This is a genomic window from Paraburkholderia lebeckiae, assembly GCF_050436225.1.
GTDB classification, from domain to species: domain Bacteria; phylum Pseudomonadota; class Gammaproteobacteria; order Burkholderiales; family Burkholderiaceae; genus Paraburkholderia; species Paraburkholderia tuberum.
The window spans coordinates 998,985-1,016,127 of record NZ_JBNDLU010000002.1 but is presented as its reverse complement, the minus strand read 5'-3'; the positions used below and the strand labels follow the sequence as shown (position 1 = coordinate 1,016,127).

Below are 17,143 nucleotides of genomic sequence, written 5' to 3'. Positions count from 1 at the left end.
GGCGCTCGCACACGCGTATATCAAAACAAATTGATTTCGGTAATGTCGTAAAGCCGCTTTCGAAGACTTACCCTGGCAAGGTCTTTAATTCGCCATTGCCGAAATGGTGCGAAAAATCGCAATTGAAACGCTTTGGTGCAACGCCCAATACGACATAGCCAACTTTATTACATGTATCGTTCTTTCTACTTTCTGCTGTCTTACACCCTAAACACCAATTGAAGACCAATCCCCGCCACAAAAACGCTTCACGCAACGCGAAGCCATCTTACCGATCATTTCCTTACATTTATTACTTAGCGTTTTTAAGGCATCTTAATTGCCCAGAATTAGGGAATCTCATTGCGTTTGATCCACCTTTATTTAATGCACCAATTCGGAATTAACGCATTCGCGCGGTGCGAATTTCGCACCAATCGTAACAACAACGAACCACCGGCCTGTATTCTTTTTTAATTGAAATTTTCTTGTGTTCTGTTACACGCACGAGGAGAGCTTTATTTCCAGGCATTACCCGCGTAACAAAATTTTTCGTAAGACTTAATTCCTAAGCAAATCAATCGCCTCGATGCATTTGCGGAGGCCGCTCAAGGCCTTTCCGACGGTCCGCGACCTCACACATGGCATATCTCGTGCTCTTGCTGCGCTCGCTTCAAGACCAAGGCGCGCGTCCGACACGATCGGCGACGCACCCTGGACGGGATGTGCGGGACGGCGCGGGGATGCGCCGGACAGCGAAGAACTCGCTGACGTCAACGCACGGCAGCGCATGCGCAACTCGCGCCTGCGTTTGCGTGATCGTTCAACGGAAGTGGCCTTAACAACAAGAAGGAGCGGAAGTGAAACAAAAGCGATTGGCCTCAGCCATCAAAAGAATCATCGGAGCCGAGCTGGTGTTGACAGCGGCGTTCGTCCCGCTGGCTCACGCACAAAGCCAACCTGATACAGCGGCCGTTCCGACGGCCGCAAGCACGCCAGCGGCGACTCCCCCCGCCGTCAGCAAGCTCGAAAAAGTAGAAGTCACCGGTTCGCTGATCCGCACATCGGACAAGACCGGCAACGTCGAAGTCCAGACCGTTACAGCAAAGGAAATCCAGCAAAGCGGCTACACGACCGTGGCCGACTTCCTGCGCGGCATGTCTGCCAACTCCGCGTCCAGTTGGGGTTCCACCACGATGAACGGCACGGCGCCGGGCGGCTCGGGGATCGCATTGCGCGGTCTGTCCGAGAAGTACACGCTGGTGCTGGTGGACGGCCAACGCGTCGCGAACTACGCACAGGCGGTGAACTTCACCGACACGTTCTTCGACGTCAACACGATCCCGCTGAACATCGTCGATCACATCGAAGTCGTGAAGACGGGCGCCGTGTCCGAATACGGTTCCGACGCGATTGCCGGCGTGGTCAACATCATCACGAAGAAGAACTTCCAGGGTCTTCAGATCGACGGGCAGCTCGGCAAGGCACAGCATCCGGGTGACGGTCAGGGCAACTTCAGCGTGCTCGGCGGCTTCGGCAACCTGAACTCGGATCGTTTCAACGTGACGGCAGCCGCCAGCTACTATCGCGATTCCGGTTCGACGCTCGACCAGCGCGACATGACCAAAAACGAAGACTTCAGTCAGTTCCCTGGTGGGTCGGCTGGTCCTCTGGGTCCGAATCAGCAGTCATTCTGGCAACTGCCCGACGGCTCGACCGCCGCGTTGAGCCCATGCCCTCCGGGCAGCACTAACGCGGCGGGTGCATCGTGCGTGTACAAGAACGCGAACACGTACTCGCTGATTCCGCAGACGACGCGTATGAACGCGAAGGTGCGTGGCACCTTCAAGATCAACGACGACATACAGGCTTACGCCGACCTGTGGGCGAGCCGCAACGAGACGGTCCAGTATTTCGGCAGCCCGGCCATCAGCAGCACGTCGAACGTTTTCAATCCAGCGACCGGCTCGGTGTCGCAACTCGACCGCACGGTGTCGGCGCTGAATCCGTACAACCCGTACGGTGTCGATACGCCGATCAACCTGACCTTCCCGGGCGTTGCGCAGCGCGCAGACACGGTATCGACGTTCTGGAAGGCGTCGACGGGCGTGAAGGGTTCGTTCACCACGGCGAAGATCGGCGACTGGGACTGGTCGGTGGACTATGGTCATTCGCAGAGCACGGTCGACACGACGTACTCGAACATGATCAACACGGCCGCGCTTGAAAACATCCTCGGCCCGAACGGCGGCTACAACTTCGCGAACCCGGCATCGACACCGAACGGTCTGAACGGCCTGTTCCAGAACGACAACCAGCAGGCGATCTCGAAGCTCGACAGCGTGACGGCGAAGACCTCGACCGGCAATCTGTTCAACCTTCCGGCTGGCCCGGTCGGCATGGGTTTCGGTACGGAATTCCGTCACGAAAGCTCGCTGATCAACCCGCGCACGTACTCGTCGCAAGGGATCGTCGTGCCGGCGAACGTTCAGTCCGTCGACGGCGAACGCAACATCGCGGCCGTGTATTACCAGATCGATATTCCGATCATCCACAACCTGACGTTCACGCAAGCGGGCCGCTACGACCACTATAGCGATTTCGGCGGCGCGTTCTCGCCGAACTTCGCACTGCGCTTCCAGCCGGTCCAGATGCTGACGACGTACGCGTCGTACAGCCGTGGTTTCCGCGCGCCGACGCTGGTCGAAAACTCGCAGGCAACCTACCTGGCTCACCAGAACCTCGTCGATCCGAACGACCCGAGCGGCGTGCCGACCAAGCACTTCACGACGGAACAGATCAACGGCAACCCGAACCTCCAACCGGAGCACACCAAGAACTACAACATCGGCTTCGAACTGTCGCCGGATGCGTCGACCGATATCGGTGCAGCGTTCTACAAGATTCATATCGACGGCGTAATCGGTACCGACGATCCGAATGCCGTGCTGGATGCCAACGACCCGTCGAGGGTCGTGCGCAATCCCGACGGCACGGTCCGCTACATCGCGCAACAGTTCGTCAACCTCGGCTCGCTGGACACCGACGGCTTCGATATGAACTTCCGCAAATCGGTCGGCACGAAGTACGGCACGTTCACGCTGTCGGGCGACTGGGCGTACGTGTGGCACTTCAAGCTGAACAGCCCGGGCTCTGCAACGCAGGACTTCGCGGGTAACAACCTCGCGCTGCTGCAACCGTTCGGTGCATCGAATCCCCGCTGGAAGGGCAACACGAACCTGACGTGGGATTACCGCAAGATGACCACGACGCTGAGCTGGCAGTACACGGGTCCGTACACCAACGCGGTGGCGGCCGAGTTCGGCGACGGTGGCACGGGTTCGGTGGCGTCGTATAGCCAGTTCAACCTGATGATGACGTATCGCGGCTTCAAGAACTGGACGATCTATGGTGGCATCCAGAACATCTTCGACAGGACGCCGCCGTTTGACGTGGAGTGGCAAGCAACGCCGGACATCACCGGCTACGACCAGTCGCTGTACACGAATCTGGGCCGCTTCTTCCAGATCGGTGCGACCTACCGCTTCTGATCGTCGCAGCGGGCTTTATCGCAGGACCGAAGGTCTCCTCTTGCCTCTTCTTCGTTGTTGAAGAGGATTGGCGGCGGTGCCTCGCGCACCGCCAGCTTTTTTGCTTTTCGGATGCCACTTGGAATACGCAATGAAACCGATTCACGCCACTCGGGCGGCGTTGGCCGCGTTGGCGCTCGCCTTTCTCTCTCCCGCCCACTCCGTGACGATCCCGCCCGGCGTCACGCTCGCAGCCACCCAGGAACTCACGCGACAAACCCCGGTCGAGGCAGAATCGATCGACCCCGCGCATATCGAATCCTGGGCCGCTAATACCATCGGCCTCGACCTGTTCGAAGGCTTGACGCGAATCGCCGCCGACGGTGCGGTCGTGGCGGGCGTCGCGCAATCGTGGAGCCGCAGCGCGCCCGATACATGGATCTTCAAGCTGCGCCACAACGCGCGCTGGAGTAACGGCGAGCCGGTCACGGCCGCCGATTTCGTCTATTCATGGCAACGCGTGGTCGATCCGAAGACCGGCTCGAAATACACGATCCTGGTCGAGTTCGTGAAGAACGCGAAGGCGATTCTGGCGGGCAAGGCGCCGCTCTCCAGTCTCGGCGTGCGCGCGGTCGATCCGTACACGCTAGAGGTCAAGACCGAAGACCCGACCGCGTTCTTTCCGCAACTGACCGCAATGTCGACGATGGCGCCGGTGAACCGCGCGACGGTCGCGAAGTACGGCGACGAATGGACCCGTCCCGGCCACATGGTCAGCGACGGTGCATATGCGTTGAGCGACTGGCAACCGGGCAACCGTCTAGTGATGGTGAAGAACGACAAGTACTGGGATGCGAGCAAGGTCGCGATCACGAAAGTCACCTATCTGCCGATCGAAAGCGACGAAACGGCAATGCGGATGTATCAGGCCGGCCAGTTCGATTACACGTATTCGATTCCGTCCGGCATCTATAACCAGGTCAGCAAGCAGTTCGGCTCCGAACTGAAGACCGGAATGTTTATCGCCACGTACTACTACTCGCTGAACAACGCCGACCCGGCCTTCAGGGACAAGCGCGTGCGCGAGGCGCTATCGATGGTGATCGACCGCAACCTGCTGACGTCTAAACTGACCGCAAGCGGCGAGTTGCCGCTGTACGGCCTGATTGCAAAAGGCACGCAAGGCGCGGCGCAATTCCAGCCCGACTGGGCCGCGTGGCCGATGGCGAAACGCATCGAAACCGCGCGAGACCTGCTGAAACAGGCGGGCTATTCCGCTGCAAAGCCGTTGACGTTCACGCTGACATACAACACCAACGACCTGCACAAGAAGGTCGCGCTATTCACGACGTCGGAATGGCGCACCAAGCTCGGCGTCAACGTGAAGCTCGAAAACGTCGAGAACCGCGTGCTGCTCAAAATGCGCCACGACGGCAAGGTGCAGGCGTCGCGCGACGGCTGGTTCGTCGACTACAACGACGCGATGTCGTTCTTCGACCTGATCCGCTGCAATAGCGTGCAAAACGACCAGCACTACTGCAATCCGAAGGTCGATGCGTTGATCGATCAGGCGAACCAGCAGATGGACGAAGCGAAGCGCACCGCGATGCTAACGCAGGCGCACGACATCGCGATGAACGACTATCCGCTGATTCCGATGTTCCAGTACTCGGCGGTGCGGCTCGTGAAATCGTACGTGGGCGGCTATTCGCCGACCAACTACGTCGATCAGCGGCAGTCGCAGGACATGTACATCATCAAGCACTGAGCGCAAGGAGCCTTGCCATGCTGGCTTATACATTGCGCCGCGCGTTATGGGCGATCCCGACGATTCTCGCCGTGATCACCGCGTGCTACCTGCTGCTGCACCTGACGCCCGGCGGCCCGTTCGATTCGGAGAAGCATCTGTCGGCGGCCGTGCTTGCGAATCTCGACGCGAAATATCACATCGATCAGCCGCTGTGGAAGCAGTATTTGCTGTACATCGACTCGCTGCTGCACGGCGATCTCGGCGCGTCGTTCCGTTACACGGATTGGTCGGTCAGCGAACTGGTGTGGAAAGCCCTACCGGTCAGCCTCGGCGTCGGCGGCATTTCGGTACCGATCGCGCTGGTGATCGGTGTGGCGCTCGGCACGGTTGCGGCAGTGCGCCGCAATGGCGTGATCGACTACGGCGTGATGTTGCTCGGCAATCTCGGCAGTGTGGTGCCGCCATTCATCCTCGGCCCCGTGCTGGTGTGGGTCTTCGCGATCCTGATCAAGCGCGGCGAGCATGGTCTGCTGCCCGCTGGCGGTTGGGGCGATGGCGACTGGCACTACCGCGTATTGCCGATCGTACTGCTCGTGATTATCAACGTATCGACGATTGCGCGCGTGATGCGCGGCAGCATGATCGAAGTGCTGTCCGGCAACTTCATCCGGACCGCGCGCGCGAAAGGTCTGGCCGGGCGCACCATCGTCTTGCGTCATGCGCTGAAACCGGCGCTGATGCCGGTCGTATCGCTGCTCGGCTCGCTGTGCATTTCGTCGATCACCGCTGCGGTCGTCACCGAATCCGTATTCGCACTGCCCGGTCTCGGGCAACTGGTCGTGAACGGCGCGATCAATCGCGACTACACGCTGGTGCTCGGTCTGGTCGCATTGATCACGGCATTCGCGGTCCTGTTCAATCTGCTGGTCGATCTTGCTTACGCATGGCTCGATCCGCGCATCCGGTACTGACATGAAGATTCGTCTATTCAACCTGGCCGCGCGTGCGTTCGTCGCGCCGCCGGCCGATGCGGCGTCCGCAGGCGGCTGTCTGTCCGGCGACATCGTCACGAAGGCTGCGCGCGGACCGTTCGCGATTGCCGGCATGCGCTTTTTGCGTAATCGCGCGGCATTTGCAAGTCTCGTGATCCTGCTGCTGATCGTCGTCGCATGCTTTGCGGGGCCGCTGTTTCTGCCCAACAATCCGGTCGACAGCGACTGGGGATCGATCAGTCTGCCGCCGTCGTGGCTCGGCATGCATCTGTTCGGTACCGACGAACTCGGTCGCGACCTGCTCGCGCGCACGCTGGTGGGCGGGCGCGTATCGCTCGAAGTCGGGTTGCTCGGCGCGCTGGTGTCCGGACTGATCGGCGTCGCGTGGGGCGCGACAGCCGGCTTCATGGGCGGACGCGTCGATGCCGTTATGATGCGCGTCGTCGACGTGATGTACGCGATTCCGTACATGCTGATCGCGATCATGATGATGACGCTGTTCGGCCGCGCATTCTATCTGGTCGTGCTGACCATCAGCGCGTTTTCGTGGCTCGATATGGCGCGCGTGGTGCGCGGTCAGACGCTGTCGCTGCGTTCGCGCGAATTCGTCGACGCGGCGCGTGCGACTGGCGTCAGCACCCGCGCCATCATCGCGCGGCATATCGTGCCGAACCTGATCGGCGTGGTGGTCGTGTATGCCACGGTCACAGTTCCGTCGATCGTGCTGACGGAATCAGTGCTGTCGTTTCTCGGACTCGGCGTCCAGGAGCCGATGACGAGTTGGGGCGTGCTGATCGAAGACGGTGCCCAAAAACTCGAATCGATGCCGTGGCTTCTGCTCTGCCCTGCCGTCATGCTGTGCGTGACGCTTTATTGCGTGAACTTCGTCGGCGACGGTTTGCGCGACGCTCTCGACCCCAAGGATCATTGACATGGCGCTGCTCGAAGTGAAGGACCTGAGTGTGCGCTTCACGCGCCGCGAAGGACCGCCGGTCGATGCGGTCCAACGCGTGTCGTTTTCGCTCGACGCGGGCAGCACGCTCGGCATCGTCGGCGAATCGGGGTCGGGCAAGAGTCAGACCGTGATGGCGTTGCTCGGTTTGCTGTCGTCGAACGGCAGCGTGTCGGGCACCGCACTGTATCGTGGCGAAGACGGCGGCGATCTGCTGACGATGAACAACGCAGCGCTGAACAGGATTCGCGGCAACCGGATCGGCATGGTGTTTCAGGACCCGATGACGGCGCTCAATCCGTTTTTGACCATTGAACGGCAGATGACGGAATCGCTGCAATTGCACAAGAAGCTGTCGCGTCGCGAAGCGCGTCGGCGTGCCATCGAGGTGCTCGACACGGTGCGGATTCCCGATGCCGCACGCCGCATCGGCATGTATCCGCATGAGTTTTCCGGTGGTATGCGGCAGCGCGTGATGATTGCGATGGCGTTGCTGTCCGAACCGGAAATTTTGATTGCCGACGAACCGACTACCGCGCTCGACGTCACCGTTCAGGCGCAAATCATCGAATTGCTGCGCGAACTGAATCGCGAGCGCGGCACGGCAATCGTCCTCATCACGCACGACATGGGCGTGGTTGCCGGATTGTGCGATACCGTGATGGTGATGTACGCAGGGCGCACGGTCGAGCAGGCAGACGCGCGTGCGCTGTTCGCCGCGCCAACCCATCCGTACACGATCGGCCTGCTGAACGCGCTGCCGCGCATCACCGACGACGACGACCGCCCGTTGCAAACCATTCCGGGCAATCCGCCTTTGCCGGGGCAAATCGGCGCGGGTTGCGCGTTCGCACCGCGTTGTTCGTTTGCAGACGATACTTGCCGCACCACAGTGCCGTCGCTCGATGCGCGTAGCGATCTGGCGGGTGCATTGCGCGCGTGCCACCGTCCGGTTTCAGCCATTCTGGAGGCCGTTCGATGAACCAGCATTCCGCTTGCAACACTACCGAACCGCTGCTGTCGGTGAACGAACTGAAGGTGCATTTCAGCGTGCCACGCGGCAAATTACCGTGGTCTGGCAAGGCCACGCTGCGCGCTGTCGACGGCGTGTCGTTCGATGTACGGCGCGGCGAAACTGTCGGGCTGGTGGGTGAATCCGGCTGCGGCAAGTCCACGCTCGCGCGCGCGATCGTCGGTCTTGCGCCTGCGTCGGGCGGCAGCGTCAAGCTTCATGGCGTCGAAACCGTGCAAGGCGCGAAGCGCGATCTCGGCATCTTGCGGCGCGACGTGCAGATGATCTTTCAGGACCCGCTGGCGTCGCTCGATCCGCGCATGACGATCGAGCAGATCGTCGCGGAGCCGTTGATCACGCATCGACCCGATGTCGCGCGCGCCGATGTGCGCGCTCGCGTGCTGACCATCCTCGAACGCGTCGGCCTGAATGCGCAGCATTTGCGGCGCTATCCGCATGAGTTTTCGGGCGGGCAATGTCAGCGCGTCGGAATTGCACGGGCATTGATCAGCGAGCCGCAACTCGTGATCTGCGATGAACCGGTGTCCGCGCTCGACGTGTCGATTCAAGCGCAAATCGTTAATCTATTGCGCGACTTGCAACGCGAACTGTCGTTGTCGCTGCTGTTCGTCGCACACGATCTGGCCGTGGTGAAAGCAATCAGCCATCGCGTGATGGTGATGTATATGGGGCGCGTGATAGAGTTCGGCGAAAAACGCGCGCTGTACGCGGCACCTGCGCATCCCTATACCCGTGCATTGCTGTCGGCCGTACCGGTTCCCGACCCGACCGTCGAGCGCGCGCGACGGCATCTGCTGCTTCAAGGCGAGATTCCGTCGCCCTTGCAACCGCCGTCGGGATGCGCGTTCCGCACGCGCTGCCCCGCCGCGATCGACGAATGCGGCGAGGCGCAACCGCAAGCGGTTTCCCAGCAAGGTGATGCACGGCGGGTTGCGTGCATCCGGGTTCCCGTTCCTACCGAATAGCGCCTCTCTCATGGGCGGGAGTTCAACAACCGGGCCAGTGGTGAAAGCCCACGCTCGACCGGCCCGAGCTGATGGTCAGAATGCACCCGGTGCGCGTGCCCCGCATATTGCCCGTCGTTGCTCAGTCCGATGAAGTGCGTCGTCTCATCGAGGCGGCCGGCAACCTCAAGCACCAGCCTGTTGATGGGCCAAAAGCAAAAAGCCCGTTCAAGTTCCCATGAACGGGCTTTGTCCGGCGGAGTGGACGGGACTCGAACCCGCGCCCCCCGGCGTGACAGGCCGTATCATATAGGCTGCGACGCCGGACTGGCATGGCGTTTGACTCCTGAGTAACGGAACACCACTCGTGGTCAAATATTTATTGAAAATCAACAATTTGTGCAACTGATGAAAATCGCCACCTGGAACGTCAACTCCCTCAAAGTCCGCCAGCAGCACGTCATCGACTGGCTCGCGAGCAGCGGCACCGACGTGCTGTGCCTGCAGGAGCTGAAGCTTCCCGACGAAAAATTTCCGCGCGCCGAACTCGAGGCGGTCGGCTATCGATGCTGGTACGCGGGTCAGAAAACTTATAACGGTGTCGGCATTCTGGTGCGCGAAGGTTTGAACGTCGACGAAAGCAGCATCGTGCGCAACATCCCCGGTTTCGAGGACCCGCAGCAGCGCGTGATCGCGGCAACCATCGACGGCGTGCGCATCATCTCCGCGTATTTCCCCAACGGCCAGGCGCCCGGCACCGACAAGTTCGCGTACAAGCTGCGCTGGCTCGACGCGCTGCACGACTGGCTCGCAACCGAGATGACGCTGCATCCGAAGCTCGCCTTGCTCGGCGACTACAACATCGCGCCCGACGATCGCGACGTGCACGATCCGAAGGCATGGGAAGGTCAGAATCTGGTGTCGCCCGAGGAACGCGCGGCGTTCGTGCGGCTGATCGGCCTCGGCCTGCTCGACGCGTTCCGCCAGTTCGAGCAGCAGGAAAAAATCTATTCGTGGTGGGACTACCGGATGATGGCGTTCCGTCGCAACGCGGGACTGCGCATCGATCACATCCTGCTGTCGAAGGCATTGGCCGACATCTGCTCGGCGTGCGACATCGACAAGGTGCCGCGCAAGTGGGAGCAGCCGTCGGATCACGCGCCAGTGTTCGCGCAGCTGGGTTGATCCGGCATACAGCGATGAAACGAGGCAGCGCTGCCTCGCTTCCCTATTGCTTCAAGCGCCGCCCAGCACACCCCACAAGAACCCGAACACCATCGCATCATGCTCTGCCTGCTCCAACTCATCGGAGCCGCCGTGGCCGCCTTCCGTATTCTCCCGATACCACACGTGCTGCGCGCCCAGCGCCTGCATGCGCGCGGCCATTTTGCGCGCATGGCCGGGATGCACGCGATCGTCGGCGGTCGACGTCGTGAATAGCACCGGCGGATACGCGACACCCGCCGCGAGGTTGTGATACGGCGAATACGCGGCGAGCGAGCGCGCTTCATCGGGTTCATCGGGGTCGCCGTACTCGTCGATCCACGAGGCGCCCGCATGCAGCAGGTGATAGCGGCTCATATCGAGCAACGGCACCTCGCAGACGACCGCGCCGAATAGCTGCGGCCGCTGCACCATGCAGGCGGCCACCAGCAGACCGCCGTTGCTGCCGCCCTGAATCCCAAGCTGTGCGGCGCTCGTCACGCCGGTCGCGATCAGCGCCTCGGCGACCGCGATGAAATCATCGAACGCGCGCTGGCGATGCTCGCCTTGCGCCGCCGTGTGCCAGCGCGTGCCGAACTCGCCGCCGCCGCGAATATGCGCGACCACGTACACGCCGCCGCGTTCGAGCCAGCCGATGCCCTGCCCCGTCAGATAGCTCGGCAGCAGCGGAATCGCGAAGCCGCCGTAGCCGCTCAGCAGACATGGGCGCGTCGGGCTGTCATCGCCCGGCGATGACAGCGCTTCCTTCGGCCCAATCACCGTGTACGGTACGCGCGTGCCATCGGCCGATACCGCATGTCCGCGCGTCACCACAACGCGCGTCGCGTCGAACTGCGTCGGCCAACGGTCGAGCAACTCCCATTCGTCGGGCTCCTCGAGCGCGAGATCGGAGAGCCAGTAGGCGGGCGGTTGCAGATAATCGTCGGTGTCGACGAACACTTCGTCGTTCAGTATCGACTCGACCGGAGACACGTCGACCTGCGCATCGCCGCGCGACGCGAACACGCGCTCACGCCACTGCCACGTGCCGTCCTCGCGCTGCGACGGCGTCCAGATCAGCGTCTTGCCGCGCACGTCGTCGAGATACGACACGATCAGATGATGGCGCGTATGCGACCACTCGCAGGCCGAGGTCAGCGGCGTCGGCGTGAAGAGCGGCGTCACGTCACGCTCGCCGCGCAGAAACGCGTCCTCGCGAATCGCGAGCAGCGCGCCGCCCGGATAGCGCGCGAGATTGCCGTCCCACTCGCATTCCCAATCGAGCCGCGGCTCAAGCAACAGCCAGCCCTGCCACGCCCCCACCGCGACGTGCGACGGCACTTCGTAACGATGCCAGGCGTCGCTAGCGTCGTCGAGGTAATACGCGTGCGAATCGAAAAAGTCGACGCTGCTCGTTACCGTATGCCGGCGATCGACCGGATCGTAATGCGCCTCCACGCCGATGTCGCCAAACTCGCCGCGAAACACGACGGGCGCATCGGCGAGCGCGGTACCGCGGGTCCAGCGCCGCACGTCGCGCGGATAACCGGAGCGCGTCAGCGTCTTGCGCCCATTGTCCCAGCCGACGTACAGCGTATCGCGATCGATCCACGACGCCGTGTGCTTGCCCGCCTTCGCAATCGCGAAGCCATCGTCGACGAAACGCCGCGCGTCGAGATCGAACTCGCGCACGACGAGCGCATCCGAACCGCCCGGCGACATCGTGATCAGCGCGCGGTCGCCGTCCGGATAAAGGATATCGAGATCGACGCACACCCACGGCGTGCCTTCGGCCGCGCCGAGCGCGTCGAAGTCGAGCAGGTTCTGCCACACCGGCGCGCCGTTGCGCCATGCGGCCCACGCGGTGCGTCGCCAGATACCGCGCGGATTGCGCTCGTCCTGCCACAAATCGTAGGCCCAGTCCTTCCAGCGATCCGGAATCACCGGACGCTCGCGCGGCAGATAGGCATCGGCAAGCCGCCGTCTGAGCGTGTCGAACGACTCGCCGCTGCACCACGCCACGCGGGTGCGCGCATTCTGCGCGTCGACCCATGCGAGTGCGTCAGCGTCGTACAGCTCTTCGAGCGACAGGAAAGGATCGGGGGAAAGCGGCCACTCGAACGGGGCGGGAGAAGCTGAAGAAGCTGGCATCGTCGGCTGTTGGATCGGAACAGCGTTGATTATGCCTCGTGCGCGGTGGTTGACGGTTTGCCGCGGGGCGCGATGCAAAAACGACGAAGGCGGCCTGAGCCGCCCCCGCCTGCCATGCAGCATCGCTCAGACCGAGCGCGTCATGGCTCCAGATTGAGTTCCTGAATCTTGCGCGTAATCGTATTGCGCCCGATGCCGAGCCGCTCGGCCGCCTCGACCTTGCGGCCGCGCGTGAAGTCGAGCGCCTCGCGGATCACGGCCGCTTCGAAGCGGCGCGCGAGTTCGTCCATCACGTCGGCCGCGTTCTCGCGCAGCATGCGCGCCACTTCGGTGCGCAAGCCGCCTTCCCATGCGCTCAGCGCGGTGGCGACCGACGCACCGGCCGCCCCACCCGGATGCACAAGCGCGCCGCCGCTCGTGCCAGCGAGCGGCACGCCGCCCGCGATTCCCGCATTGGTCGCCACGGTGCCATCCGTCGTCGCGCCAACAGCGGCGCCCGCACCAAGCTCGCTCCCGCCGCCGTGCGCGGGACCGAGATCGGGCGGCAGATCCTTGATTTCGATCGTCTGCGCGGGCGCCATCACCGTGAGCCAGTTCGCGAGGTTCTCGAGTTGTCGCACGTTGCCCGGAAACGGCAGCGACGCGAGATACGCGAGCGCCTCCTCGGACACGCGCTTCGGTTCGACGCCGAGATCGCGCGCACTCTTTTGCAGGAAATGCCGCGTCAGCAGCGGGATATCCTCGTTGCGCTCGCGCAACGCGGGCAAGCGCAGACGGATCACGTTCAGACGGTGATACAGGTCCTCGCGAAACAGTCCCTGCCGCACGCGCGATTCGAGATTCTGGTGCGTCGCCGCGATCACCCGCACATTCGCGCGCAACGGATTGTGGCCGCCCACGCGATAGAACTGCCCGTCCGACAGTACGCGCAACAGACGCGTCTGCAGATCGAACGGCATGTCGCCGATTTCGTCGAGAAACAGCGTGCCGTTCTCGGCCTGCTCGAAGCGTCCCTGGCGCATCGCCTGCGCGCCGGTGAACGCCCCGCGCTCATGACCGAACAGTTCGGACTCCAGCAAATCCTTCGGAATCGCGGCCGTGTTCAACGCGATGAAGGGGCCATTCGCGCGTGGGCTATGTCGGTGCAACGCACGCGCGACCAGTTCCTTCCCGGTGCCTGATTCGCCCGTAATGAGCACGGTGGCCGCCGAATGCGACAGGCGGCCGATCGCGCGAAACATGTCCTGCATCGCGGGCGCCTGGCCGAGCATCTCGGGCGCTTCGGCGACGCGCTCGTCCCACGTCTGCTCGCCGCGCATGCTTTCGTCGACCGCGCGGCGAATCAGCTCGACGGCCTTGTCGACGTCGAACGGCTTCGCCAGATACTCGAACGCGCCGCCCTGGAATGCGGCGACCGCGCTATCGAGATCCGAGAACGCGGTCATGATGATGACCGGCAAGCCCGGCACCTTGTCGCGTACGGTTTGCAGCAGTTCCAGCCCGGAGCCGCCAGGCATGCGGATATCGGAGACCAGCACCTGCGGGCTGTCGTGATCGAGCGCGGCCGACGCTTCGCGCACGTTCGCGAAGCTGCGCGTCGCGAAGTTCTCGCGAGCCAGCGCTTTCTCGAGCACCCAGCGAATTGATTGATCGTCGTCTACTATCCAGATCGGCTTCATATAGGTCGGTCAGAAGTCTTGAGGTGCTTGTGTTATCTAGAGGTCGAGCGGCAGCAGAATCTGAAACTCGGTATGGCCCGGCCGGCTGTCCACTTCGATCAGACCTTCGTGCTGCTGCACGAAGGTCTGCGCTAGTGTGAGACCGAGACCGCTGCCGTCGTCGCGCCCCGACACGAGCGGGTAGAAAATGCGGTCGCGAATCTCTTCGGGAATGCCTGGGCCGTTGTCGATGATATGCAAGTCCAATGCCAGCTTGCACAGGCGTTTTGAAATCGTGACCTTGCGCGCCACGCGCGTACGCAATTCGATGCGCGCATCGCCCTGCGAGATCCGCTCGCGCAACGCCTCGGCCGCATTGCGCACGATGTTCAGCAGCGCCTGGATCAGCTGCTCCTTGTCGCCGCGCAGATCCGGCACGCTGACGTCGTAGTCGCGCTCGATCGTCAGGCCGCGCGGAAACTCCGCGAGAATCACCTGACGCACGCGCTCGCACACCTCGTGAATATTCACGTCGCCGACGATGTGCGGATGCCGGTGCGGTTCGAGCAAGCGGTCGACCAGCGTCTGCAGACGGTCCGACTCCTTGATGATGACCTGGGTGTACTCGCGCAACTCGTCGCGCTGACGTTCGCCGAGTTCGAACTCGAGCAGTTGCGCGGCGCCGCGAATCCCGCCCAGCGGATTCTTGATTTCGTGCGCGAGATTGCGGATCAGATGCTTGTTGACGGCCGTCAGGTCGTTGATGCGCTCTTCGCGGTCGGTGCGCAGATGCCGCTCGTTCTCGAACAGTTCGAGCAACACGTAGTCCTGCGCGCTTTCCAGAAAACCGACGATCGCATGCACGTGCAGCGGCTCGTGGCCGGGACGCTCGAGCACGGCGTCCAGATGCGTCGCGTGAAAACGGTGCGCGGCGATCGCGGTGATCGTCGCGACCAGCTCGTCCGCGTTCGAGAAGATGTCTGGCCACGCCATCTGCGTGAGTTGCTTGCGAGACATCTCGAGCATCGATTCCGCCGACGGATTCGCGAACGCGACGCGCAGCGTGCGCTTTTCGAGCACCAGCACGACGGTCGGCAGCGCCTCGAAACCGGGCAACAAACCGGAGCTCACGAGCTGCACGTCGTCCGACAGCGTCTGTTCGTGTCCTTTCCTTGCCTTGATCAGATTCTTCAGAACCATCTTGCAGTCTGGCCGGTAGGAGATGGTGATAAATCAGGAGTGCTGCTTTATTGTGCTTCACCGAATGCCGGGTTGCCTGCGCGCGGCCGGCCGTGCGTACGGCCTAACAAAAAAGGGACGGCGCCGCCGTCCCTTTGTGACCGATCGCGAGCGTCGGGCAAAGCGCTTCGCCGGGTGATGGGCGAAGCGCCATGGCCGCTTACAGCGAGTAGTACATTTCGAATTCGATCGGGTGCACCGACTGACGATAACGCTGCAGTTCTGTCGTCTTCAGTTCGATGTACGCGTCGAGCATCGCATCCGTGAACACGCCACCGCGCGTCAGGAACTCGCGGTCCGCGTCGAGCGAGTCGAGCGCCTGGTCGAGGCCCGCGCACACGGTCGGGATCTTTGCATCCTCTTCCGGCGGCAGGTCGTACAGGTTCTTGTCGGCGGCTTCGCCCGGGTGAATCTTGTTCTGCACGCCGTCCAGACCCGCCATCATCAGCGCGGAGAAGCACAGGTACGGATTCGCCAGCGGATCCGGGAAGCGCGTTTCGATACGGCGGCCCTTCGGGTTCGAGACGTGCGGAATACGGATCGATGCCGAACGGTTGCGAGCCGAGTAAGCGAGCTTGACCGGAGCTTCGAAGTGCGGCACGAGACGCTTGTACGAGTTCGTACCCGGGTTCGTGATCGCGTTCAGCGCGCGAGCGTGCTTGATGATGCCGCCGATGTAGAACAGCGCGAATTCCGACAGACCCGCGTAGCCATTGCCCGCGAACAGGTTCTGGCCGTCCTTCCAGATCGACTGGTGGACGTGCATGCCCGAACCGTTATCGCCGACGACCGGCTTCGGCATGAATGTCGCCGTCTTGCCGTACGTGTGCGCGACGTTGTGGATGACGTACTTCATCTGCTGCAGCCAGTCGGCGCGCTGCACGAGCGTCGAGAACTTGGTGCCGATTTCGTTCTGGCCCTGGCCCGCCACTTCGTGGTGATGCACTTCGACCGGAATGCCGATCTGTTCGAGCAGCAGACACATTTCCGAGCGGATGTCCTGGAACGAGTCGACCGGCGCGACCGGGAAGTAGCCGCCCTTGGTGCCCGGACGATGACCGGTGTTGCCGCCTTCGAATTCCTTCGCCGACGACCACGGTGCTTCTTCCGAACCGATCTTGATGAAGCAGCCCGACTGATCCGTATTCCACTGGACCGAGTCGAAAATGAAGAATTCGGGTTCCGGACCGAAGTACGCGGTGTCGCCGAGGCCCGAGTTCTTCAGGTACGCTTCGGCGCGCTTCGCGAGCGAGCGCGGGTCGCGCTCGTAGCCCTTGCCGTCAGCCGGTTCGACGACGTCACAGGTCAGCACGAGGGTCGATTCTTCGTAGAACGGGTCGATGAAGGCGGTGTTCGCGTCCGGGACCAGCAACATGTCCGATGCTTCGATGCCCTTCCAGCCGGCAATCGACGAACCGTCAAACGCATGGCCGCTTTCGAACTTGTCTTCATCGAACGCCGACACCGGCACCGAAACGTGTTGCTCCTTGCCGCGCGTGTCGGTGAAACGGAAGTCGACAAACTTGACGTCTTCGTCTTTGACGAGTTGAATGACGTCGGCCACGGATTTACTCATAACCTATCTCCTGATTAACAATTTCGGCGGATTCAGCCGCCGCCCAATCTAGCTGACCCGTCCCGGAACCTCCACCCATATGGCGTCGCAGGGCGGAAAATTCTGCCGGGGCAAAATCGATCGGCACCAATAAAGC

The 17,143-nt window shown here is 62.2% G+C and carries 11 protein-coding genes and 1 pseudogene; 8 read left to right on the top strand and 4 right to left on the bottom strand.

Going from position 1 to position 17,143, the window contains the following annotated elements; all coding sequences use genetic code 11:
• Positions 1 to 839: 839 nt before the first annotated feature.
• The 8 genes and pseudogenes from OKW45_RS19400 to xth all read left to right on the top strand — a co-directional run bounded on the left by OKW45_RS19400 (position 840) and on the right by xth (position 10,365).
• Positions 840 to 3,530: a TonB-dependent receptor plug domain-containing protein gene (locus tag OKW45_RS19400; protein WP_429470535.1), complete on the top strand. Its 2,691-nt coding sequence runs from the start codon at positions 840 to 842 to the stop codon at positions 3,528 to 3,530.
• Between the two features lie 130 nt (positions 3,531 to 3,660).
• A complete protein-coding gene (locus OKW45_RS19395; protein WP_429470533.1) occupies positions 3,661 to 5,277 on the top strand; it encodes a peptide ABC transporter substrate-binding protein in 1,617 nt (538 codons plus the stop codon).
• Between the two features lie 17 nt (positions 5,278 to 5,294).
• Positions 5,295 to 6,230: an ABC transporter permease subunit gene (locus OKW45_RS19390; RefSeq protein ID WP_018417493.1), complete on the top strand. Its 936-nt coding sequence runs from the start codon at positions 5,295 to 5,297 to the stop codon at positions 6,228 to 6,230.
• 1 nt (position 6,231) lies between these two features.
• Positions 6,232 to 7,182, top strand: coding sequence for an ABC transporter permease (locus tag OKW45_RS19385; RefSeq protein WP_429470532.1), 951 nt, complete (start codon positions 6,232 to 6,234; stop codon positions 7,180 to 7,182).
• A 1-nt stretch (position 7,183) separates the two neighbouring features.
• Complete coding sequence (locus tag OKW45_RS19380) at positions 7,184 to 8,185, top strand: ABC transporter ATP-binding protein (protein ID WP_184063910.1); 1,002 nt, start codon at positions 7,184 to 7,186, stop codon at positions 8,183 to 8,185.
• Entirely contained in the window at positions 8,182 to 9,201 is a 1,020-nt protein-coding gene (locus OKW45_RS19375; RefSeq protein ID WP_429470531.1) for an ABC transporter ATP-binding protein, read from the top strand. Before OKW45_RS19380 ends, OKW45_RS19375 begins: the two co-directional genes overlap by 4 nt.
• 50 nt (positions 9,202 to 9,251) lie before the next feature.
• Positions 9,252 to 9,377: pseudogene (locus OKW45_RS19370) on the top strand (integrase); the annotation flags it as partial.
• A 211-nt stretch (positions 9,378 to 9,588) separates the two neighbouring features.
• Positions 9,589 to 10,365, top strand: a complete 777-nt coding sequence (xth, locus tag OKW45_RS19365) for an exodeoxyribonuclease III (protein WP_026225289.1) — start codon at positions 9,589 to 9,591, stop codon at positions 10,363 to 10,365.
• A gap of 51 nt (positions 10,366 to 10,416) precedes the next feature.
• Here xth and OKW45_RS19360 read toward each other — a convergent pair whose 3' ends face one another.
• From OKW45_RS19360 to glnA, 4 genes are all read right to left on the bottom strand, one after another.
• Positions 10,417 to 12,534, bottom strand: coding sequence for a prolyl oligopeptidase family serine peptidase (locus OKW45_RS19360; protein ID WP_429470530.1), 2,118 nt, complete (start codon positions 12,532 to 12,534; stop codon positions 10,417 to 10,419).
• Between the two features lie 140 nt (positions 12,535 to 12,674).
• Positions 12,675 to 14,213, bottom strand: a complete 1,539-nt coding sequence (gene ntrC, locus OKW45_RS19355) for a nitrogen regulation protein NR(I) (RefSeq protein ID WP_018417487.1) — start codon at positions 14,211 to 14,213, stop codon at positions 12,675 to 12,677.
• Between the two features lie 36 nt (positions 14,214 to 14,249).
• Positions 14,250 to 15,392 (bottom strand): nitrogen regulation protein NR(II), encoded by a 1,143-nt coding sequence (gene glnL / locus OKW45_RS19350; protein ID WP_018417486.1) that lies wholly within the window; start codon positions 15,390 to 15,392, stop codon positions 14,250 to 14,252.
• Positions 15,393 to 15,591: 199 nt separating this feature from the next.
• Positions 15,592 to 17,007: a type I glutamate--ammonia ligase gene (glnA, locus tag OKW45_RS19345; RefSeq protein ID WP_018417485.1), complete on the bottom strand. Its 1,416-nt coding sequence runs from the start codon at positions 17,005 to 17,007 to the stop codon at positions 15,592 to 15,594.
• Between the last annotated feature and the right edge of the window lie 136 nt (positions 17,008 to 17,143).